At 72.2% G+C, this 21,519-nt stretch carries 20 protein-coding genes and 1 rRNA gene; 15 read left to right on the top strand and 6 right to left on the bottom strand.

Features of this window, described 5'->3' with window-relative positions; all coding sequences use genetic code 11:
* Positions 1–13 precede the first annotated feature (13 nt).
* From J2S46_RS27525 to J2S46_RS27535, 3 genes are read left to right on the top strand one after another with little or no spacing between them, the layout of a single operon-like run.
* Positions 14–607, top strand: a complete 594-nt coding sequence (locus J2S46_RS27525; protein ID WP_190214197.1) for a DUF5998 family protein — start codon at positions 14–16, stop codon at positions 605–607.
* 40 nt (positions 608–647) lie between these two features.
* Entirely contained in the window at positions 648–1,835 is a 1,188-nt protein-coding gene (locus J2S46_RS27530; protein ID WP_191291920.1) for an alkaline phosphatase family protein, read from the top strand.
* Positions 1,836–1,880: 45 nt separating this feature from the next.
* A complete protein-coding gene (locus J2S46_RS27535; protein WP_073924878.1) occupies positions 1,881–2,534 on the top strand; it encodes a thymidine kinase in 654 nt (217 codons plus the stop codon).
* Positions 2,535–2,566: 32 nt separating this feature from the next.
* Here J2S46_RS27535 and J2S46_RS27540 read toward each other — a convergent pair whose 3' ends face one another.
* Positions 2,567–3,385 (bottom strand): VOC family protein, encoded by an 819-nt coding sequence (locus tag J2S46_RS27540; RefSeq protein WP_191291919.1) that lies wholly within the window; start codon positions 3,383–3,385, stop codon positions 2,567–2,569.
* A 178-nt stretch (positions 3,386–3,563) separates the two neighbouring features.
* Here J2S46_RS27540 and J2S46_RS27545 point away from each other — a divergent pair, with 178 nt between their 5' ends.
* Positions 3,564–4,415 (top strand): sulfurtransferase, encoded by an 852-nt coding sequence (locus J2S46_RS27545; protein WP_191291918.1) that lies wholly within the window; start codon positions 3,564–3,566, stop codon positions 4,413–4,415.
* Positions 4,416–4,498: 83 nt separating this feature from the next.
* On the opposite strand, the gene sepH is transcribed toward J2S46_RS27545, so the two are convergent.
* Positions 4,499–5,575: a septation protein SepH gene (gene sepH / locus J2S46_RS27550; RefSeq protein WP_073924881.1), complete on the bottom strand. Its 1,077-nt coding sequence runs from the start codon at positions 5,573–5,575 to the stop codon at positions 4,499–4,501.
* A 514-nt stretch (positions 5,576–6,089) separates the two neighbouring features.
* On the opposite strand from sepH, the gene J2S46_RS27555 reads away from it, so the two are divergent.
* Entirely contained in the window at positions 6,090–6,917 is an 828-nt protein-coding gene (locus J2S46_RS27555; RefSeq protein ID WP_191291917.1) for a hypothetical protein, read from the top strand.
* 10 nt (positions 6,918–6,927) lie between these two features.
* Here the strand turns inward: J2S46_RS27555 and J2S46_RS27560 are convergent, their stop codons facing one another.
* Positions 6,928–8,244, bottom strand: coding sequence for a D-arabinono-1,4-lactone oxidase (locus tag J2S46_RS27560; protein WP_191291916.1), 1,317 nt, complete (start codon positions 8,242–8,244; stop codon positions 6,928–6,930).
* 103 nt (positions 8,245–8,347) lie between these two features.
* Positions 8,348–9,604, bottom strand: coding sequence for an MFS transporter (locus J2S46_RS27565; RefSeq protein ID WP_191291915.1), 1,257 nt, complete (start codon positions 9,602–9,604; stop codon positions 8,348–8,350).
* 129 nt (positions 9,605–9,733) lie between these two features.
* Here J2S46_RS27565 and J2S46_RS27570 point away from each other — a divergent pair, with 129 nt between their 5' ends.
* Both J2S46_RS27570 and J2S46_RS27575 read left to right on the top strand, forming a co-directional pair.
* On the top strand, positions 9,734–10,945 hold the full coding sequence (locus tag J2S46_RS27570; RefSeq protein ID WP_191291914.1) for a ferrochelatase: 1,212 nt from the start codon (positions 9,734–9,736) through the stop codon (positions 10,943–10,945).
* Between the two features lie 32 nt (positions 10,946–10,977).
* A complete protein-coding gene (locus tag J2S46_RS27575) occupies positions 10,978–11,793 on the top strand; it encodes an inositol monophosphatase family protein (protein ID WP_191291913.1) in 816 nt (271 codons plus the stop codon).
* A 141-nt stretch (positions 11,794–11,934) separates the two neighbouring features.
* Here J2S46_RS27575 and J2S46_RS27580 read toward each other — a convergent pair whose 3' ends face one another.
* Positions 11,935–12,120 (bottom strand): hypothetical protein, encoded by a 186-nt coding sequence (locus tag J2S46_RS27580; protein WP_073924886.1) that lies wholly within the window; start codon positions 12,118–12,120, stop codon positions 11,935–11,937.
* Positions 12,121–12,574: 454 nt separating this feature from the next.
* Here J2S46_RS27580 and J2S46_RS27585 point away from each other — a divergent pair, with 454 nt between their 5' ends.
* The 4 genes from J2S46_RS27585 (at position 12,575) to J2S46_RS27600 (ending at position 16,583) form a co-directional block, all read left to right on the top strand.
* Positions 12,575–13,228, top strand: coding sequence for a response regulator transcription factor (locus J2S46_RS27585; RefSeq protein ID WP_073924887.1), 654 nt, complete (start codon positions 12,575–12,577; stop codon positions 13,226–13,228).
* Between the two features lie 67 nt (positions 13,229–13,295).
* Complete coding sequence (locus tag J2S46_RS27590; protein ID WP_191291912.1) at positions 13,296–14,609, top strand: sensor histidine kinase; 1,314 nt, start codon at positions 13,296–13,298, stop codon at positions 14,607–14,609.
* 210 nt (positions 14,610–14,819) lie between these two features.
* Entirely contained in the window at positions 14,820–15,803 is a 984-nt protein-coding gene (locus J2S46_RS27595) for an acyl-ACP desaturase (RefSeq protein WP_191291911.1), read from the top strand.
* 480 nt (positions 15,804–16,283) lie between these two features.
* Positions 16,284–16,583 (top strand): DUF4193 domain-containing protein, encoded by a 300-nt coding sequence (locus tag J2S46_RS27600; protein ID WP_073924890.1) that lies wholly within the window; start codon positions 16,284–16,286, stop codon positions 16,581–16,583.
* Positions 16,584–16,947: 364 nt separating this feature from the next.
* Here the strand turns inward: J2S46_RS27600 and J2S46_RS27605 are convergent, their stop codons facing one another.
* A complete protein-coding gene (locus J2S46_RS27605; protein ID WP_073924891.1) occupies positions 16,948–17,394 on the bottom strand; it encodes a DUF3093 domain-containing protein in 447 nt (148 codons plus the stop codon).
* Between the two features lie 185 nt (positions 17,395–17,579).
* Between J2S46_RS27605 and J2S46_RS27610 the strand changes: the two genes are divergently transcribed.
* From J2S46_RS27610 to J2S46_RS27625, 4 genes are all read left to right on the top strand, one after another.
* Positions 17,580–18,122, top strand: a complete 543-nt coding sequence (locus J2S46_RS27610; RefSeq protein WP_229913011.1) for a PaaI family thioesterase — start codon at positions 17,580–17,582, stop codon at positions 18,120–18,122.
* On the top strand, positions 18,119–18,586 hold the full coding sequence (dut, locus tag J2S46_RS27615) for a dUTP diphosphatase (RefSeq protein ID WP_190214209.1): 468 nt from the start codon (positions 18,119–18,121) through the stop codon (positions 18,584–18,586). The genes J2S46_RS27610 and dut overlap by 4 nt, the downstream gene beginning before the upstream one ends.
* A gap of 57 nt (positions 18,587–18,643) precedes the next feature.
* Positions 18,644–19,450 (top strand): DUF3710 domain-containing protein, encoded by an 807-nt coding sequence (locus tag J2S46_RS27620; RefSeq protein WP_073924893.1) that lies wholly within the window; start codon positions 18,644–18,646, stop codon positions 19,448–19,450.
* Positions 19,451–19,959: 509 nt separating this feature from the next.
* Positions 19,960–21,483, top strand: a 16S ribosomal RNA gene (locus tag J2S46_RS27625).
* Positions 21,484–21,519 lie beyond the last annotated feature (36 nt).

The raw sequence follows: 21,519 nt of genomic DNA on the forward strand, positions 1-21,519 counted from the left end.
CCAGGATGGAGCTATGGCCAAGACCGGTACCACCACCACTCAGGACCTGCGCTCGGCGATCGAGCGCAGTGGCTACTACCCGGCCCTGGTGTCCGAGGCGGTCGAGTCCGCGGTGGGTTCCGAGCCGATCAGCTCATACCTGGTGCACCAGGAGACCACCTTCGACGCCAACGAGGTGCGCCGGCACGTCACCGTGCTGGTCCTCACCCAGACCCGCTTCGTGGTGAGCCACACCGACGAGCAGTCCGGCGACGCCAACAGCCCGGTGCCGTACGCGACCACCTCGACGGAGTGCGTCCGGCTCGACCGGATCGGTTCGGTCGTGCTCAGCCGGATGGTCTCCAACCCGGAGACCTACACCCCGGGCACGCTGCCGCGCGAGGTCGTCCTGACCATCGGCTGGGGCGCGGTGCAGCGGCTGGACCTGGAGCCGGCCGGCTGCTCGGACCCGAACTGCGAGGCCGACCACGGCTACACCGGCTCGGCGACCGCTGACGACCTGTCACTGCGGGTCAGCGAGGCCGGCGACGGGCCGGAGACGGTCGCGCAGGCGCTGGTCTTCGCCCGGGCCCTGTCCGAGGCGACGATCAGCAGCGGCCGGCCCTGACCCCGGCTCCCGGAAAGCCCAGGAAACAGACACCTTCACGATGACTCTCGCACCCGCCGACGGCTACGACTCCTTCGAGATCCTGGACCCGGCCGACGCCCCCGCGCCGCTCTACGGCAGCGGGTCGCTCAGCGACCTGCTGCCCTCGGTCGCGGCCGGGCTCGGCGTGCCCGGCTTCACGTCCACCCTGCCGGTCGCGCCGGCCGACCGGGTCTGCGTGTTCCTGGTCGACGGGCTGGGCTGGGAGCTCCTGCTGCGCCACCCCGAGTACGCGCCGTTCCTCAGCTCGCTGGTGGGCAGCTCGCTCGGGAACACCGGCCGCCCGCTGACCGCCGGCTTCCCGGCGACCACCGCGACCTCGCTGGCCTCGGTGGGCACCGGCCTGCCGCCGGGCCTGCACGGCCTGGTGGGGTACACGGTGGCGGTGCCGGGCGCCGGGTACCTGATGAACCAGCTGCGCTGGCAGCCGCCGACCGAGCCGCGGGTGTGGCAGCCGTACCCGACGGTGTTCGAGCAGGTGCACGCGGCGGGCGTGGCGACCTGCCAGGTCTCCTCGCCGCTGTTCTCGACCACCCCGCTGACCAAGGTGGCGCTCTCCGGCGGCAGTTTCCTCGGCCGGACCACCGGCGAGGAGCGGATGGACCTGGCGGCGCGCTGGCTGGCCGAGCACGACCGGGCGCTGGTCTACACGTACGTGAGCGAGCTGGACGGTGCCGGCCACCGGTTCGGGGTCGACTCGGACGACTGGCGGATGATGCTGAACACCGTCGACCGGCTGGCCCGGCGGCTGGCCGAGCAGCTTCCGCCGCGGTCGGCGCTGTACGTCACAGCGGACCACGGCATGATCGACATCGCGCCCGAGGACCGGATCGACTTCGACGAGGACTGGGAGCTGAGCGCCGGCGTCGCGCTGCTCGGCGGCGAGGGCCGGGCCCGGCACGTCTACGCGGTGCCGGGGGCGGCGGCCGACGTGTTCACCGTCTGGAGCGAGGTGCTCGGCGACCGGATGTGGGTGGCCACCCGTGAGCAGGCGATCGCGGCGGGCTGGTTCGGTCCTTCGGTGGACGACCGGGTCTACCAGCGGATCGGCGACGTGGTCGCGGCGGCCCGGGACGACGTGGCGGTGATCGCCTCCCGCAGCGAGCCCGGCGAGTCCACGATGATCGGGCTGCACGGGTCGATGACCCCGGTCGAGCAGCACGTGCCGCTGCTCGAAGTCCGCGGCTGACCCCCTCGAACCGCCCACCTCAACTGAAGGGCCTCTGCACCACCCATGGCTGAACTGGTGTTCTTCTCGGGGACGATGGACTGCGGCAAGTCGACGCTCGCGCTCCAGCTGGACCACAACCACGCCGCCCGCGGCCGGCAGGGGATCATCTTCTCCCGGCACGACCGGGCCGGTGCCTCCACCATCTCCAGCCGGCTCGGGCTGCGGGCCGACGCGGTGGAGGTGACGGACGCCTTCGACTTCCACGCCCACGTGGTGCAGCTGCTCTCGGCCGGCGGCCGGGTGGACTACCTGATCTGCGACGAGGCCAACTTCTACGCGGCCGGGCAGGTCGACCAGCTGGCCCGGGTGGTCGACGAGCTCGGCATCGACGTCTTCACCTTCGGCATCACCACCGACTTCCGCACCCGGCTGTTCCCCGGCTCGCAGCGCCTGATCGAACTCGCCGACCGGGTGGAGGTCCTCCAGGTGGAGGCGCTCTGCTGGTGCGGCGCCCGGGCCACCCACAACGCCAGGACGGTCGGCGGCGTGATGGTGGTCGAGGGCGCGCAGGTGGTCGTCGGTGACATCTCGGTCAGCGAGGACGAGATCGGCTACGAGGTGCTCTGCCGGCGCCACCACCGGCGCCGGCTGACGGCGGCCACCGCCCGTGCCTCGGTGCTCTCCCCGGACGTGCTGCCCTTCGAGCAGCAGGCCTGAGGGCCGGCCGGCCCACCCGCGGGCACCGCCGGTCAGCCGGCCCCGACCACGGTGAAGAGCCCGCCGCGCGGGTCGGCCAGATGCACGACCGGCCCGCCCGCGCCGTCGTCCCCGGCGCCGCCCCGGCCGGTGGCGTCCGCCGCGGGCCGCCCGGGAGCGGTGACCACCCGGCCGCCGGAGCGGACGGCCAGCGCGGCAGTCCGGGCGGCGTCGGCGACGGTGAAGCAGGTCCGCCAGCGGGCCGGGGCCGGGCCTTCGCCGCGCCGGATCCGAGCCACCGTCCGGCCGCCGGCCAGCAGTTCGCACCCCTGCGCGGTGTCCGGCGTGCCTTGGCCGGGGGCCGCCGGGCCGCGGACCTCCTCCGCCAGGACCGCGCGGTAGAACGCGGCGGCCACCGGCGGCTCGCAGGTGAGCAGTTCGGTCCGGCCCGGGGTGCCGGGCTCGCCGGCCGCCTCCCAGCCGAGGTGCTCCTCGCCCTGCCAGAGCCCGAAGGCCGCCCCGGCGAGGTCGGCGGCGATGGCGAGGCGCCCGGCCCGTCCGGCCTGCACCGGTCCGACCGCGACGGTGCCGCCGCACTCGCGCACCCGCTGCGAGACCTCGTCGGCGTGGTCCACCGAGAAGTAGGTGGTCCAGCCGACCGGGTGGCCCGGCGCGCCGGGCGACACCCCGAGTCCGGCCACCAGGGCGCCGCCGGCCCGCGCCCGGACGTACCGGCCGAGCCGGTTCGGGCCGGGGGAGAACTCCCAGTCGAACAGCCGGCCGTAGAAGGCGCGGGCGCCCTCCAGGTCGTCGGTCAGCAGGCTCGTCCAGCAGGGTGAGCCCTGGGCCAGACGGAGTGTCACCGCGGGCATGGGCAGGTCTCCTCACGGAGCGTCGGGTGGTCGACGCGGGTGGTCGGCGCGGCGGGTCCACGCGTAGGGGGCGATGCTCGCACCACCGGTGCGGCGGCGGCGCCCGGCCGCGCGGGGGAGCCGGGCAAAGAAGGGACAAAGAGCTTGCGGCGGCCGGCCCTGCGCAAGAATGTCGCCCATGGACAGCTTTCCGCAGGACTCCCCGCTGATCTCCGTCGCCGACCTGGAGACAGCCCTCGCCTCCCCCCGGCCGCCGGTGCTGCTCGACATCCGCTTCCAGCTGGGCAGTACGTCCAGCCGCGGCGAGTACGAGGCCGGGCACCTGCCCGGGGCGCACTTCGTCGACCTGGACGCCGAGCTGGCGGCCCCGCCCGGCACGGCGGGCCGGCACCCGCTGCCCGATCCGGAGGTGCTCGGCGAGGCGCTGCGCCGGGCGGGCGTCAGCGCCGAACGCCCGGTGGTGGTCTACGACGCCGGCCCGGCGATGTCCGCCGCCCGGGCTTGGTGGCTGCTGCGCTGGGCCGGGCACCCCGACGTGCGGGTGCTGGACGGCGGGCTGGCCGCCTGGCAGGCCGCCGGCCTGCCGCTCAGCGGCGAGCCGCCGGCGGCGCAGGCGGGCGACTTCAAGCCGGTGCCCGGCCTGCTGCCGACCCTGGACGCCGACGGCGCGGCCGCGTTCGCCCGGACCGGACTGCTGCTGGACGCCCGCGCCGGCGAGCGCTACCGCGGTGAGGTGGAGCCGATCGACACCAAGGCCGGGCACATCCCCGGCGCGGTGTCGGCGCCCACCACGGAGAACGTCGGCTCGGACGGGCGGTTCCTGCCGGCCGCCGCGCTGGCGGCCCGGTTCGGCGGGCTCGGTGCGGACACCCGTGAGGTGGCCGTCTACTGCGGTTCGGGGGTGACGGCGGCTCACCAGATCCTGGCCCTGGAGGTGGCGGGGCTGACGGCCACGCTCTACCCGGGCTCGTGGAGCGAGTGGTCCCGGGACCCGCAGCGCCCCATCGCCACCGGCGCCCTGCCCGGCTGACCGCCCGTCACCACCCGGCACGCGCCCGGGCGGCCGCTCCCCCGGGGGGAGCGGCCGCCCGGCCGTACTGCTCGGTGCTGTTGCTACTCCTGCTTCTTGCGCCGGCTGCCGAAGACGATCTCGTCCCAGCTGGGCACGGTGGCACGCCGCCCGGGGCGGACGCCGTCCGCCTCGGCCTGCCGGTCGGTGGTGCCGACCAGGCGCTCGCGGTGCGGGGCGACCGCACGCGGCATCAGGATGTCGGCGTACGCGGAGCCCGCGCCGATGCCGGCCGCGGGAGCCGCCGGCTCCTCGGCCTCCTCGACCACCTCGGCCACGGCGGGTTCCACCGGGGCCGGACCGCCGACCGCGAGGTCGCCGCGGAAGGCGGGCACCACGTCCAGCAGGCTGGTCAGCGAGTCCCGCGCGTCGGCCGTGGCCTCCCGCGACTCCCGGACCTCACGGGCCGACATGATGCGGTCCGCGGAGGGGCGGTCGATCATCGGGCGCAGCGGCCGGTCGTGCGGCAGCCTGGCGATCCGCGGGATGAACGGGAAGACCTGCTCGTCCTCGCGCTCGACGTTCTCGCCGATCAGCGCGCGGGCCTCGTCGTCGTTGGGCTGCACGAGCCGCCGGGGCGGGTCGTACGTCCAGCTGGCGGTGCGGCCCTCGCCGTCCGCGCGGTACCCGAGGATGACCTCCCAGGTGCCGTCGTCGCGGCGCCAGGAGTCCCAGCGCTCGGTGTCCTTCTCGGCGCCGCGCAGGGCGAGCCGTTCGGCGACGGCCTCGCCGAGCTGGGGCCCGGTGGATTCGCCGTGCCGGCGGATGGCGGTCTTGCGGGCGCGCTCGGCCATGAAGGCGCGCTCGGCGAGCACGGGGCCCTCGAAGCGGCGGACCCGGTCGACGGAGATGCCGGCGGCCTGGGCGACCTCCTCGGCGGAGGCACCGGCTCGTATCCGCGCCTGGATGTCACGGGGGCGGAGGTGGCTCTCGACCTCGATCTCGATCTGGCCGAGGCGCGGCCGGTCCCCGCGGATGGCGGCTCGCAGCCGCTCGTCGATGGGGAGGGTGTACTCCGTGCTGTCGGCAGCCTTGAGCACCAGCCGTGTGCCGTCGTTGCTGACGGCCACGACGCGCAGTTCGGGCACGGTTACCTCCCGGGTGGTGCCTGCCGACGTCACCTGCGTCGCTGCTCCCGTACTGAGTGTGGCCTGCCCACTGGCGGCTGGCCACAACCTTGCTGAGTTCCCCGGCGTGTCGGGCTTCTGCCCGGGCACGCCGCTGTGGCACGGTTGCCTTTTTGCCACGTCACCGGTCGACGTCGCGCCTGGGTGTCCCGGCCGTCCTCGCACATGGAGTGACGCGACGATCCGGGACGGGCGCCGCCGTGCGTACCTGCTCCGTGATCGTCGGACGATCTGCCGGTTGATGGGCAGTCGACAAGTCGACCGAAGGCTCAGGCTCCACGAACAGTACTCCATTCGTGGCATCCAGCGGGGCGGCTCGCCGCTCAAGTCTCCCGCGATTCACGGGAATCTCAAGAGTGGCCACCTCAATGGCGGACCGTTGGCAACCGCACGGTGATCATCTTCACATATATCGACCGCGAAGAACCGGACATTCGCCCCTTGTGTCCTTCTTTGGGCAAGATGGAATGACTTGTTCGAAGAGCAGTCGAATGACCGAGGGATGTTGATGCCGGAGCAGAAGCCCGCCGAGGCGGCGGAGAAGGGCGGGAAGCGGATCGATCTGAGCATGGCTCAGGTCGTCGCGAGCGCGCTCGCCACCATGGTGGGCGCGCTGCTCGCCTCCGAGCTCGGGGTGGCCGGCACCGTCATCGGCGCGGCAGTGGTCAGCGTGGCGGCCACCACCAGCACGGCCGTGTTCCACCACATCTTCCGCCGCACCGGCGACCAGCTACGGGTGGCGGCCGACCGGGGCCCGGGCGCCGGCGCTGCCGCGTCCCCTTCGGCCGGGCCTTCGGCCGGGACGGGCGAGCCGGCGATCACCTCGGACTGGAACAGCTCCAAGGTGCTGCGGGCGCGGCCGCGGCGGTCCTGGCGGTCCGCGCTGGTGCTGCCGGGGCTGGTCTTCCTGCTGGCGATGGTGCCGATCGTCGCCTTCGAGCTGGTGACGGGCCAGCCGGTCTCGGCGACCGTCCAGGGCGGGACCGGCCAGGGGACGTCCTTCGGCGGCTCGGTGCACGGCACGCCGTCGACGAAGCCGTCCTCCTCGCCGTCCCCCGGATCCGCCTCCTCCGGTGCGAGCCAGGGCGCCGGCGCGGGGGCCTCCTCCTCGCCGTCCGCCGGACCGTCCGCCGCGCCGTCGAAGGAGCCGTCCTCCGCGCCCTCGGCCGGGCAGCCGTCCGGACCCGCGGGCCGGCCCTCCGCGGGCGCCTCCCCGAGCACCGGGTCCTCGCCGGCCGGCCCGGCCTCCCCGTCCGGTCAGGTCTCCCCCGAGCCCGCCGCCCCCGCCCCGGGCGGAGCCGCGACCGCACCCGGCGACACCCCGGCCGCCCCGTGAGCCCGGGCGGTCAGGCGCCGAGCACCCGCCGCAGGTAGTCGTTGCCGAACAGCCGCTGCGGGTCGACCTTGTCGCGCAGCGCCGTGAAGTCGCCGAAGCGCGGGTAGACCCCCGACAGGTACTCGGCGTCCCGGGTGTGCAGCTTGCCCCAGTGCGGACGGCCCCGGTGGGCGGTCATCAGCTTCTCCACCTCGGTGAAGTAGCCCTGCTCGGCGGTGCCCCGGTAGAGGTGGACGGCGATGTAGACGCTGTCCCGCCCGCTCGCGGTGGAGAGCCAGAGGTCGTCGGCGGGCGCGAACCGCACCTCGACGGGGAAGCTGATCCGCCAGGACGAGCGCTCGACCAGCGCCTTCAGCTCACGCAGCACGGTGGCGGCCGCCTCGCGCGGCACCGCGTACTCCATCTCGACGAACCGGACGGTGCGCGGGCTGGTGAACACCTTGTACGCGGTGTCGGTGTACGTCCGCTCCGACCAGGCCCGGCTGGCGAGGGCCGCGATCGACGGGACCGACCCGGGGAAGCGCCGCCCCACCCGGCAGGCGCCCTCCCAGACGGTGTTGGAGAGGAACTCGTCGTCCAGCCAGGCCTTGAAGCGGGGCAGCGGGGCGGCCGGCCCCTGGCTGCGGTTGTTGCGCTTGGTGGAGCAGCGGTCGGTGTGCGGGAACCAGTAGAACTCGAAGTGCTCGTTGACCGCCGTCAGGTCGTCCAGCCGCCCGAGCACCTCGTCGAAGCGCATCGGCTGCTCGTGCGCGGTCAGCAGGAAGGCCGGCTCCACGCCGAAGGTGATCGCGCTGATCACGCCGAGCGCGCCGAGGCCCAGCCGGGCGCCCTGGAACAGTTCGGGGTTCTCGGTCGGCGAGCAGTGCTGCACGCTCCCGTCGGCGAGGACGATCTCCAGCCCGCGGATCTGGGCGGCCAGCGAGCCGGACTCGCGGCCGGTGCCGTGGGTGCCGGTGCTGGTGGCGCCGGCCACGGTCTGCACCTCGATGTCGCCCATGTTGGTCAGCGACAGGCCCGCGGCCTCCAGCAGCCGGTTCAGCCGGGAGAGCGGCAGGCCGGACTCGACGGTGACGGTGCCGGCCTCGCGGTCCAGCTCGCGGACGGCGGTGAGCGCGTCCGGGCGGATCAGCAGGCCGTCGCCGGCCGAGGCTATCGCGGTGAAGGAGTGCCCCGACCCGACGGCCTTGACCGTGAGGCCGGCCTCGGCGGCCCGCCGGACCAGCTCGCCCAGTTCGGCCGCCGAGGCCGGCGTGGCCACCTCGGCGGGCCGGGCGCTCTGGTTGCCGGCCCAGTTGGTCCAGCGGCCGGCGGTGATGGCCTGGGGCATTGCGCTGCCTCCTGCTCCGTGGCCGAACGGTGTCGGCGGTGTCCGGGGTCGCGCGGCGAGCCGGACTCCAGACCGCTACCCGTGGGTAGGGAGCGTAGTCAGTTCAACGCCCCAGGTCTACGGTCTGCGGGGCCCCTTCGCCGCTGCCCTCGGCCGGCAGCCCGGCGTGCAGCCTGCCGAGGCCCGCCAGCGCGGTCAGCGCGCCGAAGACGGCGGCGGCCACCGGCACCCAGTACCCGGCGGGGGCACCCGCGGCGTCCACCACCCAGCCTGCCGTGGAGGAGCCGAGCGCGACACCCAGCGCGAGCCCGGTGGTGGTCCAGGTCATCCCCTCGGTGAGCTGCGCGGCCGGCACCAGCTTCTCGACCAGGGCCATCGCGGTGATCAGGGTCGGCGAGATGGAGATGCCGGCGAGGAACAGCGCGCCGCCGATGGCCAGCATGCCGGCGGTGCCGGTCACCGCCTGCCCGACGATCACCAGCGGCACCATGCTGACCGCCATCACGGCGACCCCCAGGATGAACCGGCGGGCCATCGACCCCTTGAGCTTCAGCGTCCCGAACACCACGCCGGCCAGGCAGGAGCCGAGCGCGTAGACGGCGAGCACCAGGCTGGAGGAGGTGACGTGGCCCTGCGCCTTGGCGAAGGCGACCGTCACCACCTCCACCGAGCCGAAGATCGCCCCCGTCGCGACGAAGGTCAGCACCAGCACCTGGAGCCCGGAGTTGCGGATCGCCGAGCCGCCGCCGTGGTGCGCCTCCGGGTGCAGCGGCGGCTCGGTGCCGCGCTGCGCGGTGAACAGGGCGATGCCCACCGCCAGGAACACCCCGGCCAGCAGGACGCCCGCCTCCGGGAAGACGGTGGTGGCCAGGCCGATGGACAGGATCGGGCCGACGATGAAGCAGATCTCGTCCACCACCGCCTCCAGGGAGTAGGCGGTGTGCAGCTTCGGGCCCTCGTCGCGGTACAGGTGGGCCCAGCGGGCGCGGACCATCGCGCCGGTGCTGGGCATGACGCCCATGGCGGCGGCCCAGACGAAGAGCGTCCAGTCCGGTGCGCCGAGCCGGGCGGAGAGCAGCAGCCCGGTCGCGGCGGCGAGGGTGACCGCCGTCGCCGGCAGGGCCACCCGGCGCTGCCCGTAGCGGTCCACCAGTCGGGAGACCTGCGGGCCGGCCACCGCGGCCGCCAGCGCCAGCACCGCCGACACCGCACCGGCCAGGCCCCAGGAGCCGCGCAGCTCCGCCAGCATCGTGACGATGCCGATGCCGGTCATCGAGATCGGCAACCGGGCGACGAAGCCGGTGGAGGAGAAGGCCAGACTGCCGGGGGCGGCGAAGATCTGGCGGTAGCTGGACAGCACGGGGGCTCCGCGGGGGTAAGGAACATCGCTGGCAGACACAGCTTACGTACCTTGGCAAACAAGATATACCGGACATCCTGCTGCGGGCCTGCCCGCGGGCCCGACCCCGGCAGTGGCAGGATCAGCCCCATGTCCGACGCGCGCAAACCCTCACTCCCCGGCGCCGGGGCCGCTGTCACCCACGCGGCCGACCCGGCCGGTGCGGCCACCGACTCCGGGGCGGCCGGTCCGGCCGCCCCCTACGACGCCCTGCTGCTGCTCTCCTTCGGCGGGCCCGAGGCCCCCGAGGACGTGGTGCCCTTCCTGGAGAACGTCACCCGGGGCCGCGGCATCCCCAAGGAGCGGCTGAAGGAGGTCGGCAAGCACTACTTCATGTTCGGCGGCGTCAGCCCGATCAACGAGCAGAACCGCGAGCTGCTCGCCGCGCTGCGCAAGGACTTCGCCGAGCACGGCCTGGACCTGCCGGTCCACTGGGGCAACCGGAACTGGGCCCCCTACCTGGTCGACACCCTGCGCGAGATGGCCGCCGACGGCCACCGCCGGATCGCCGTGCTCGCCACCAGCGCCTACGCCGGCTACTCCGGTTGCCGCCAGTACCGCGAGAACCTCGCCGACGCCCTCGGACAGCTCGCCGCCGAGGGCCTGCCCGAGCTGCGGGTCGACAAGCTCCGGCACTTCTACAACCACCCCGGCTTCGTCCGTCCGATGATCGACGCGACCCTGGCCGCCCTCGCCGAGCTGCCCGAGGCCGTCCGGCCCGGCGCCCGGCTCGCCTTCACCACCCACTCCGTCCCGGACACCATGGCCGAGACCTCCGGCGCCCCCGACGACCCGGCCCGCGGCGCCCCCGGCGGCGCGTACGTCGCCCAGCACCTGGACCTCGCCCGGCAGATCGCCGAGGCCGTGGCCGAGGCCACCGGGGTCGACGGGCGCCCCTGGGAGCTGGTCTTCCAGAGCCGCAGCGGCGCGCCGCACATCCCCTGGCTGGAACCCGACATCTGCGACCACCTGGAGACCGTGCACGCGGCCGGCGCCCCGGCGGTGGTGATGGTGCCGATCGGCTTCGTCTCGGACCACATGGAGGTCAAGTACGACCTCGACACCGAGGCCCGCGCCAAGGCCGCCGAACTCGGCCTGCCGGTCGCCCGGGCCGCCACCGTCGGCGCCGACCCGCGGTTCACCGCCGCGGTGCGCGAACTCGTCCTGGAGCGGGCCGCCACCGAACGCGGCGAGGCCCCGGCCCGCTGCGCCCTCGGCGCGCTCGGTCCCAGCCACGACGTCTGCGCCGTGGCCTGCTGCCCCAACCCGAGGGCCCCCCGCCCGGCCGTCGCCGAGGCCTGAGCGCCCGCCCACCCGACGAGAGGACCGACCCCGTGCCCGACGCCGTGCCCAGCCCCGAGCTGCTCGACGAGCTGCTCTCCGTCGCCCTGGAGGCCGCCGATCGGGCGGGCACCCTGCTGCGCGACGGCCGCCCCGCCGACCTCGGGGTGGCGGGCACCAAGAGCAGCCCGGTCGACGTGGTCACCGAGATGGACCTGGCCTCCGAGAAGCTCGTCCTGGAGCTGATCGCCGGCCGCCGCCCGGACGACGGCTACCTCGGCGAGGAGGGCGCCGACCGGCCCGGCAGCAGCGGCGTGCGCTGGGTGGTGGACCCGCTCGACGGCACGGTCAACTACCTGTACGGGCTGCCGTCCTGGGGGGTCAGCGTGGCCGCCGAGCTGGACGGCCGGGCGGTGGTCGGCGTGGTCGCGGTGCCGGCCCGGGGCGAGGTCTTCCACGCCGTGCTCGGCGGCGGGGCCCACCTCGACGGCCGGCCGATCCGCACCCGGCCGGCCGCCCCCTGGGGCCAGGCGCTGATCGGTACCGGGTTCAACTACGTCGGAGCTGTGCGGGTCCGGCAGGCCGAGGTGCTCCTCGCGCTGATGCCCGAGGTGCGGGACATCCGCCGGGCCGGGGCCGCCGCCGTCGACCTCTGCGACCTGGCGGCCGGCCGGCTGGACGGTTTCTACGAGCGCGGCCTGCAGCCCTGGGACCGCGCGGCCGGCCTGCTGATCGCGGCTGAGGCGGGCGTCCTCTCCGGCGGCCGCCCGGGCCGGCCGGCCGACGGCCTGCTCACGGTGGCGGCGCCGCCCGGGGTGTTCGAGCGGCTGCAGGCCCGTCTGGAGGAACTCGGCGCCTGGCGCGACTGAGGGCCGGGCCCGCCTCTGCGGCGGGCCCGGGACGGCGAAGAGCCCCGGTGCGGGGGCACCAGGGCCTGGGTTTCGCGGACCGCTGCGGGTCGGGCCGGCGAGCCGGCGGGTCGGGCGGCGGTGGACGGTGCGGTGGTGGTGTCAGGCAGCGGCGCGGTGCCGCTCCAGCACGGTGTCGACGCCATGGTCGGCGGCGAGCCGGCGGAGATCGTCCAGCTCGGACTGCTCGACCTCGGCCAGGAACTCGTCCCCCGACTCGATGGCGCGGTGCAGATCCTGTTCGGCGTTCTGTATGCGCTGCAGGATTCCGGCGGTGAAGGCGTCCATACGGGCCCCCTTACTGTGTCGGACGTGCACGGTCGTGAGTTCCCCGGCGAGCGGGTCCGGTGCCAGCGAAAGCGTCCGGGACCGGGGCCTGTAGATCTCCGGTCGGGCGCGGAGACGGCCCTACGGCCGGCTCCCGATGACGTCCCAGCCCCCAGGCCGGTGCGGATGAACGCACGGCGGGTGGGTGCGACCGGCCAACAGCCAGATCGCGGGTGTGCACGTGTCCTCCCCAGCCCCCGGCGGGGGAAACCTCCCCGTGAAAGAAAGTTGCCCGCGTCACGGTCCAACCGGAGCGCGGCGTTCGGACTTACCCCTGCTTTACCGCACCACCAGGCAGGATGTACACACCGTCGGAGTCGTGCGTCCGCTCCCGGTGGACCTCGGCCGCGCTCCGGCGCAGCCTGCCCCGCGGGCGGTCCACGGTGGGGCGGTGCCTGGAGAAGGGACAACCATCGTGCGGGTACTCGTCGTGGAGGACGAGCAGCTGCTCGCCGAGGCCGTCGCCACCGGCCTGCGCCGCGAGGCGATGGCCGTGGACGTGGTCTACGACGGGGAGGCCGCCCTGCAGCGGATCGCGGTCAACGACTACGACGTCGTCGTCCTCGACCGGGACCTTCCCCTGGTGCACGGTGACGACGTCTGCCGCAGCGTGGTCGACCAGGGCCTGGCCACCCGGGTGATCATGCTGACCGCCTCCGGCGACATCAGCGACCGGGTCGAGGGCCTGGAGATCGGCGCGGACGACTACCTCCCCAAGCCGTTCGCCTTCAGCGAACTCGTCGCCCGGGTCAGGGCCCTCGGCCGCCGCGCGACCGTCCCCCTGCCGCCGGTGCTGGAACGGGCCGGCATCTCGCTCGACCCCGGCCGCCGCGAGGTCATCCGCGACGGCCGGCCGATCCAGCTCGCCCCCAAGGAGTTCGCCGTCCTGGAGGTGCTGATGCGGGCCGGCGGCGCCGTCGTCTCGGCCGAGCAGCTGCTGGAGAAGGCCTGGGACGAGCACACCGACCCCTTCACCAACGTCGTGCGGGTCACCGTGATGACCCTGCGCCGCAAGCTCGGCGACCCGCCGGTGATCATCACCGTGCCCGGGTCCGGCTACCGGATCTGATCCGCGCCCGACCCTCCACCGGGCCCGCGGCCCGGCCCACCGCCTCGTTCACCCCGAGAGGACCATCATGACCACCCCGCCCCCGGCCGGCGGGTCCTCCGGCGCGCCCGCCGGCGGCCCGCGCGCCGTACCGCCCCGTCCGGCCCAGCCCCCGCGCGCGCCCAGGATCCAGTCGCACCAGTCCCAGCAGATCTACACGCCCGGCGACGGCCTGCTGGCCTGGATGCCGTTCCGGCCGACCATCCGGATGCGGCTCACTCTGCTGTACGGCGGCATGTTCCTGATGGCCGGCGTCGTCCTGCTGCTGCTGATGTACTTCTTCATCCAGCAGGCGTTCCACGACGCCGCACCCCCCAACCTGCAGATCGGCCCGGGCGTCTCGATCCTCACCCCGGACAACCAGAGCGTCACCGCGCAGACCTTCAACCAGTGGTTCAGCCACTACCAGGCGGGTCAGTCCCAGCGGGCCCTGGACACCCTGCTGCGCAAGTCCCTCACCGTCCTGGTCTGCCTCGCGGTGATCGCCTTCGCGGCCGGCTACGCGATGGCCGGACGGGTGCTGCGCCCGCTCGGCCGGATCACCCGCACCGCCCGCGAGGTGGCCAGTTCCGACCTGCACCGCCGGATCGAGCTGGACGGCCCGGACGACGAGCTGAAGGAGCTCGCCGACACCTTCGACGACATGCTGGACCGCCTCGACCGTTCCTTCGACTCGCAGCGCAAGTTCGTCGCCAACGCCTCGCACGAGCTGCGCACCCCGCTGGCGATCAACCGGACCCTGCTGGAGGTCCAGCTCTCCGACCCGGCGGCCTCGCCGGACCTGCAGCAGCTGGGCAAGACCCTGCTGGCCACCAACGAGCGCAGCGAACAGCTGGTCGAGGGCCTGCTGCTGCTGGCACGCAGCGACAACGAGCTGATCGACCGCCGGCCGGTCGAACTCTCCGAGGTGGCCACCAGGGCGCTGGAGCAGGTCCGCCCGGAAGCGGCCCGGCGGGAGGTGGCGATCAAGGCCGAGCTGACCCCGGTGGTGGTCTCCGGCAACGGGGTCCTGCTGGAGCGGATCGCGCTGAACCTGATCCAGAACGCGGTGCGCTACAACGCGGCGGACGGCTGGGTGGAGATCAGCACCGCCCTGGTGCCCGGGGGCGGCGGCGAGCTGGTGGTCAGCAACACCGGGCCGGTGGTCCCGGGGTACGAGCTGGAGCACATCTTCGAGCCGTTCCGCCGGGTCAAGGGTGCCGACCGGACCCGCAGCGACAAGGGGGTCGGACTGGGCCTCTCGATCGTCCGATCGGTGGTGCGGGCGCACGGTGGGGCCATCGAGGCCACTCCGCGCGCCGGAGGCGGCCTGACCATGAGGGTGCGCATTCCGGGAGCCTGATCCTCCTCGCGGGCCGGTAGGCGCCCGCACACGCCCTCGGGCGCTTCCGCGCTCCGTGCGCGGACCATCCCGCCGCCCCCGCCGCCCGTGTCGGAACGACATAAGTGCTGGCGGGGGCGGCTTGTCATTTCCGGTCCGAGCAACTTACGGTGTCGTAACCTACGCATCCGTAAGTGTGCCCCGCGTGCCCGTCCCCCAGGAGCAAGAGCCGTGACCATCGCCCCCGTGCAGCGCACCGCATCGACCGCTTCGAGCGCCTGGACCGACGCGCGTCTGATCCTCGCCCTCGAAGAGGTGGTGGAGACCGAACTCAACCGCCACCTCAAGGTCGCCAAGGAGTGGATGCCCCACGAGTACGTCCCGTGGAGCCAGGGCCGCGACTTCGACGGCGTGCTCGGCGGCGAGGCCTGGGACCTGTCCCAGTCCAAGGTGACCCCGCTCGGCCGGGTCTCGCTGGTGGTCAACCTGCTGACCGAGGACAACCTCCCCAGCTACCACCACGAGATCGCCACCATGTTCGGCCGCGAGGGCGCCTGGGGCACCTGGGTGCACCGCTGGACCGCCGAGGAGGGCCGGCACGGCATAGCGCTCCGCGACTACCTGCTGGCCACCCGCGCCGTCGACCCGGTCGAGCTGGAGCGGGCCCGGATGATGCACATGTCCGAGGGCTTCGAGTCGGACAACTCGCACAGCATGCTGCACTCGGTCGCGTACGTGGCCTTCCAGGAGCTCGCGACCCGCATCTCGCACCGCAACACCGGCCACTTCGCCGGCGACCCGCTCTGCGAGCAGCTGCTGGCGAAGATCGCCAACGACGAGAACCTGCACATGGTCTTCTACCGCAACCTGCTGCGCGCGGCCCTGGAGATCGCGCCGGACCAGGCCATGCGGGCGATCGCCGACGTGGTGATCAACTTCCGGATGCCCGGTCACGGCATGCCCGGCTTCGAGCGCTCCGCCGCCCAGATCGCCATCGGCGGCATCTACAACCTCCGGATCCACCACGACGACGTGCTGCAGCCGGTGCTGCGCCACCTCAAGGTCATGGAGGTCTCCGGCCTCGGCGCGGAGGGCCTGCAGGCGCAGCAGGAGCTCGGCCTCTTCCTGGACGGGCTGGACGCCCAGGCCACCAAGTTCGACGAGCGGCAGGCGGCGCTGCTGGCGCGCCGGGCCGCCAACGCGGCGAAGAAGTAGTCCGCGGGGGCGCGAGGGGGGCGCCCACGGTGGGTGGATTTCCAAGAGTTTGCCCGAAAAATTCGTAACGTGACCAAGGTCACACCAGGTAGCGCCACACGATCGGGCGACCCCGTAGGGTGATCATGACCGTCGCCCCTTCGGTCGCTTTCCGTGACCGTTCGGCGGTCGCGGACGGCCCGGTGGTATCGGCGGTCAGCCCAGGTGGACGCGCCATCCGGCGGTTCACCGCCCGGTGAACGGTCACCGAGGGTGTCCGTCCACGGGGGGTGCGGGCCCCTCCTCGACGGCCCTGGGTGAGGCCGCCCGGGCCCGATCGGATCACCCCAACGGGCCCCCGGCTGAGTGTCGATTGAGTAACAGGGCTTGAAGTAAGGCAAAATCTCCGCCTCGGGTCGGGCACAACCCCGGCCCCCCGTGCGTTACGTGCGCTGGAGATACCGCACACACCGCAGACACCCGGAGGGGGAGAGCGAACAAATGGCAACGGACTACGACACCCCACGCAAGACCGATGACGACCTCAACGAGGACAGCATCGAAGAACTGAAGGCTCGTCGGAACGAGAAGTCGACCAGCTCGGTCGACGTCGACGAGTTCGAGGCGGCGGAGGGCCTGGAGCTCCCGGGCGCCGACCTCTCGAACGAGGAACTCTCCGTCCGGGTGCTCCCGCGCCAGGCCGACGAGTTCACCTGCATGAGCTGCTTCCTGGTGCACCACCGCAGCCAGCTCTACAGCGAGAAGAACGGCAACCCGATCTGCCGGGACTGCGGCGCCTGAGCACCGGGCGGTCACGGCCCGGGTCCCACGGCTCCCGTGGGCTCGGTACACCGCCCCGTCCGGCCCCGGGCAGCGGGGCCGGAGGCAGATCCGGCGGCCGTTCCGTCGGTCGCACCGGCAGGCTGGTCCTGCAGAACGCAGCAGTAACAGCACCACCGGCGGTACCTGCAGCAAGCGCGGTCGCGGAAGCGGCCGTGGCAACGGTGAGAGCGGCGCCGTCGGCGGCAGCGACAGCACCGGAAACCGGAGGGACGGTCCCGCAGCAGCGGAACCGTCCCTCCTCCGTGTTCGCCCGCCCGTGCCGGCGCGGGCCCCTGCGGGGCGTCCGCCCCCGGCAGCCGGCCGCGGCCGCCCCGGGGGACGCTCAGGCGGTGCGCCGCCGGGCCTCGGCCAGCGCCGCCGCCAGCCGCTCGGGCGAGCGGGTCGACAGGTACAGGTACGGCGTCGGGTCGGCCGGGTCGGTCACCTCGACCCGCAGCGCCGTCGGGACGTAGCTGCGCAGCAGCATGAAGGCCCGCGGGTCCGCCTTCACCCCGCGCCAGGCCACCGCCTCGACGGGGGTCAGCGGGTGCGCCTCGCCGAGCGCCTCGACCGGGATCCGGGCCTGGCCGGCCACCAGCGAACCCTGCACCACCCGGATCCGGGCGGAGCCGTAGCTGTTCACGGCGGCCGCCCCGGCGGCGATGCCGATCACCAGCCCGATCAGCGCGGCCACCCCGCCGACCCGCAGCAGGATCAGCGCGAGCGTCAGCCCGAGCGCGACCGGGAGGAGCCACCAGGAGCGGGGTGCGGTGAGGCGTTCGTCGTACATGCCCCCATTGTGGTCACCGGCCCCCGCGGGACGGGACGGCGCCCCCGGTCCACCCCTTGCTACCGGTCGGTAGGGTTGTTTCCGTGACCGGATCCGTAACCTCGCAGCCGGCGCCGAAGGGCTCCGAGCAGCCCGCCGAGCGCCCCGCCGCCCAGCTCTCGCCGACCACCCCGCCGCAGGAGGCCGTGCTCCCGCCCCGGGCGCCCGAGGCCCCGGCCCCGGGGACGCTGGTGGGCTCGCACTACGACCACTGCTTCGGCTGCGGCCCCCAGCACCCGGCCGGGCTGCGGATGACCGTGGTGGCCGGCGAGGGCCTGGACGTCACCGCCGAGTTCACCGTCGGACCGGGCCACCAGGGTGGTCCCGGGCTGGCCCACGGCGGCCTGCTGACGACGGCGATGGACGAGACCCTCGGCTCGCTGAACTGGCTGCTGCACGCGGCCGCCGTCACCGGCCGCCTGGAGACGGACTTCGTCCGGCCGGTGCCGGTCGACTCGGTGCTGCACATCCGGGCGCGGATCACCGGCGTGCACGGCCGGAAGATCTACAGCGCGGCGGAGGGGCGGATCGGCGGTCCCGACGGACCGGTGGCGATCAGGGCGCAGGCGCTCTTCATCCAGGTGAAGCTGGAACACTTCACCCAGCACGGTCGTCCCGAGGACATCAAGAAGGCCTTGGACGACCCGGACCTGTTCAAGCGCGCCAGAGCCTTCGAGGTGAATCCGTGAGCACCACCGCCCGCCCGCCGGTAGACGTCCTGATCAGGCGAATCGACCCCGAGCTGCCCCTGCCCGCCTACGCGCAGCCCGGCGACGCGGGAGCCGATCTGCGCACCACGGTCGACGCGGAGCTCGCACCCGGGGAGCGGATCGTCCTGCCCACCGGTGTGGCCATCGCGCTGCCGGACGGCTACGCGGCGTTCGTGCACCCGCGTTCGGGGCTGGCAGCTCGTTGCGGAGTTGCCCTTGTGAACGCCCCAGGGACGGTCGATGCCGGGTACCGTGGGGAGATCAAGGTGATCGTCGTCAATCTGGACCCGCGCGAGGGTGTCAGCTTCCGTCGTGGGGACCGGATCGCCCAGCTGGTCGTCCAGCAGGTCGAGAAGGCCCGCTTCCACGAGGTGGCCGAACTGCCCGGGTCGGCACGCGCCGAGGGTGGGTTCGGGTCGACCGGTGGCCATGCCGCGGTCTAGGCTGCCCGCGGCCGAGCAGGTATTCGTGTCGGTCTTGGACCGGGAAGGACAGTGACCGTGTTCCGTCGTCGCCAGAAGAGCGAGGACGCTGTCGAGCAGCTCGCCGACGACGCCATCAGCGCCGACGAGCCGGCCGATGACGTCGAAGGTTCCGCCGACTCCGAGAGCGAGAACAACACCGAGCTGGACCCGGCGGAGCGGGTCGGCCTGCCGCCGGCTCCCCGCCCGGACGGTCCGTGGGACCACTCCGAGCTGGAACAGCCCGAAGAAGGCCGGGTGGACCTCGGAGGTCTGCTCGTCCCCGGGGTCGAGGGCATGGAGCTGCGGGTCGAGGTGGCAGGTGACTCGATCGTCGCCGCCACCCTCGTCCTCGGCAACAGCGCCATTCAGTTGCAGGCTTTCGCCGCCCCGAAGTCCGAGGGCATCTGGGGCGAGGTCCGTGAGGAGATCGCCAACGGCATCACCTCGCAGGGCGGCCTCGTCGAGGAGGAGGAGGGCCCGCTGGGCTGGCACCTCCGCGCCCAGGTCCCGGTTCAGCTTCCGGACGGCACCCAGGGTGTCCAGCTGGTCCGCTTCGTCGGCTGCGACGGCCCCCGCTGGTTCCTGCGCGGAGTGATCTCCGGCCAGGCTGCCGTGCAGCCGGAGATGGCCGGAATCCTGGAGCAGGTCTTCCAGCAGACCGTCGTCGTCCGCGGCGACGTCCCGATGGCTCCTCGCGACCCGATCGTGCTGAAGCTGCCGGAGGACGCCCAGATGGTCGCCGACGGCGGCGCCGCACCGACCGAGGACGGCGCCGGCGCCCGCTTCGGCAGCGCCGCGCTGGACCCGTTCGCGCGTGGCCCCGAGATCACCGAGGTCCGCTGAGCCGCAGCTCAAGGCACTCTTCGCCCCCGCCCGGGAGACCGCGGCGGGGGCGATTTGCTTGTGCCGCCCCGCCCCCGTACAGTTCTCCGGGTTGCCCCAGTGGCAGCACGCTCCACCCGCAGGGATTCGGATTCAGGTTCGGATTCACCGGGGAAAAGCAGCCCGAGAAACTCTGGTAGAGTTCGGGAGCGCCGAAAGGCCGAAGCAAATCGGATGAACGAAGCCCCGGAAAACGGAGCGGAAAGCGTCTGATAAGCTTGAAACACGAAAGAACGAAGCGCCCGGAGAGTTCACGAGAGTGGCTCGAAGGAAGTGTCCGTTCCTTGAGAACTCAACAGCGTGCCAAAAGTCAACGCCAGATATGTTGACATCCCCGGCCTCGATCTTTGATCGGGGTTGGAGATTCCTTTAGTAACAAAACACTAGCGAGGACGCAGTGCGCGGGGCCGCCCTATTCCGGTGGTTGCCGTGCCGCTCAACGCGAGTGGCCGCTCGATTACGAGCAGACATTCACGGAGAGTTTGATCCTGGCTCAGGACGAACGCTGGCGGCGTGCTTAACACATGCAAGTCGAACGGTGAAGCCCTTCGGGGTGGATCAGTGGCGAACGGGTGAGTAACACGTGGGCAATCTGCCCTGCACTCTGGGACAAGCCCTGGAAACGGGGTCTAATACCGGATATGACCTTCCTCCGCATGGGGGTTGGTGTAAAGCTCCGGCGGTGCAGGATGAGCCCGCGGCCTATCAGCTTGTTGGTGGGGTAATGGCCTACCAAGGCGACGACGGGTAGCCGGCCTGAGAGGGCGACCGGCCACACTGGGACTGAGACACGGCCCAGACTCCTACGGGAGGCAGCAGTGGGGAATATTGCACAATGGGCGAAAGCCTGATGCAGCGACGCCGCGTGAGGGATGACGGCCTTCGGGTTGTAAACCTCTTTCAGCAGGGAAGAAGCGCAAGTGACGGTACCTGCAGAAGAAGCACCGGCTAACTACGTGCCAGCAGCCGCGGTAATACGTAGGGTGCGAGCGTTGTCCGGAATTATTGGGCGTAAAGAGCTCGTAGGCGGCCTGTCGCGTCGGATGTGAAAGCCCGGGGCTTAACCCCGGGTCTGCATTCGATACGGGCAGGCTAGAGTGTGGTAGGGGAGATCGGAATTCCTGGTGTAGCGGTGAAATGCGCAGATATCAGGAGGAACACCGGTGGCGAAGGCGGATCTCTGGGCCATTACTGACGCTGAGGAGCGAAAGCGTGGGGAGCGAACAGGATTAGATACCCTGGTAGTCCACGCCGTAAACGTTGGGAACTAGGTGTTGGCGACATTCCACGTCGTCGGTGCCGCAGCTAACGCATTAAGTTCCCCGCCTGGGGAGTACGGCCGCAAGGCTAAAACTCAAAGGAATTGACGGGGGCCCGCACAAGCAGCGGAGCATGTGGCTTAATTCGACGCAACGCGAAGAACCTTACCAAGGCTTGACATATACCGGAAACGGCCAGAGATGGTCGCCCCCTTGTGGTCGGTATACAGGTGGTGCATGGTTGTCGTCAGCTCGTGTCGTGAGATGTTGGGTTAAGTCCCGCAACGAGCGCAACCCTTGTTCTGTGTTGCCAGCATGCCTTTCGGGGTGATGGGGACTCACAGGAGACTGCCGGGGTCAACTCGGAGGAAGGTGGGGACGACGTCAAATCATCATGCCCCTTATGTCTTGGGCTGCACACGTGCTACAATGGTCGGTACAAAGGGCTGCGATGCCGCGAGGCGGAGCGAATCCCAAAAAGCCGGCCTCAGTTCGGATTGGGGTCTGCAACTCGACCCCATGAAGTTGGAGTTGCTAGTAATCGCAGATCAGCATGCTGCGGTGAATACGTTCCCGGGCCTTGTACACACCGCCCGTCACGTCACGAAAGTCGGTAACACCCGAAGCCGGTGGCCTAACCCGTAAGGGGAGGAGCCGTCGAAGGTGGGACCAGCGATTGGGACGAAGTCGTAACAAGGTAGCCGTACCGGAAGGTGCGGCTGGATCACCTCCTTTCTAAGGAGCACATGGCCAGACTTGAGCGAATGCCTC

Origin of the sequence: Kitasatospora herbaricolor, assembly GCF_030813695.1 — a bacterium.
GTDB classification, from domain to species: Bacteria; Actinomycetota; Actinomycetes; order Streptomycetales; family Streptomycetaceae; genus Kitasatospora; species Kitasatospora herbaricolor.

Bases quoted from the DNA above. Each gene is read 5' to 3' on its own strand.
- J2S46_RS27525 (WP_190214197.1), top strand. From the start codon at position 14: ATGGCCAAGACCGGTACCACCACCACTCAGGACCTGCGCTCGGCGATC.
- J2S46_RS27530 (WP_191291920.1), top strand. From the start codon at position 648: ATGACTCTCGCACCCGCCGACGGCTACGACTCCTTCGAGATCCTGGAC.
- J2S46_RS27535 (WP_073924878.1), top strand. From the start codon at position 1,881: ATGGCTGAACTGGTGTTCTTCTCGGGGACGATGGACTGCGGCAAGTCG.
- J2S46_RS27540 (WP_191291919.1), bottom strand. From the start codon at position 3,385: ATGCCCGCGGTGACACTCCGTCTGGCCCAGGGCTCACCCTGCTGGACG.
- J2S46_RS27545 (WP_191291918.1), top strand. From the start codon at position 3,564: ATGGACAGCTTTCCGCAGGACTCCCCGCTGATCTCCGTCGCCGACCTG.
- J2S46_RS27555 (WP_191291917.1), top strand. From the start codon at position 6,090: ATGCCGGAGCAGAAGCCCGCCGAGGCGGCGGAGAAGGGCGGGAAGCGG.
- J2S46_RS27560 (WP_191291916.1), bottom strand. From the start codon at position 8,244: ATGCCCCAGGCCATCACCGCCGGCCGCTGGACCAACTGGGCCGGCAAC.
- J2S46_RS27570 (WP_191291914.1), top strand. From the start codon at position 9,734: ATGTCCGACGCGCGCAAACCCTCACTCCCCGGCGCCGGGGCCGCTGTC.
- J2S46_RS27580 (WP_073924886.1), bottom strand. From the start codon at position 12,120: ATGGACGCCTTCACCGCCGGAATCCTGCAGCGCATACAGAACGCCGAA.
- J2S46_RS27590 (WP_191291912.1), top strand. From the start codon at position 13,296: ATGACCACCCCGCCCCCGGCCGGCGGGTCCTCCGGCGCGCCCGCCGGC.
- J2S46_RS27600 (WP_073924890.1), top strand. From the start codon at position 16,284: ATGGCAACGGACTACGACACCCCACGCAAGACCGATGACGACCTCAAC.
- J2S46_RS27605 (WP_073924891.1), bottom strand. From the start codon at position 17,394: ATGTACGACGAACGCCTCACCGCACCCCGCTCCTGGTGGCTCCTCCCG.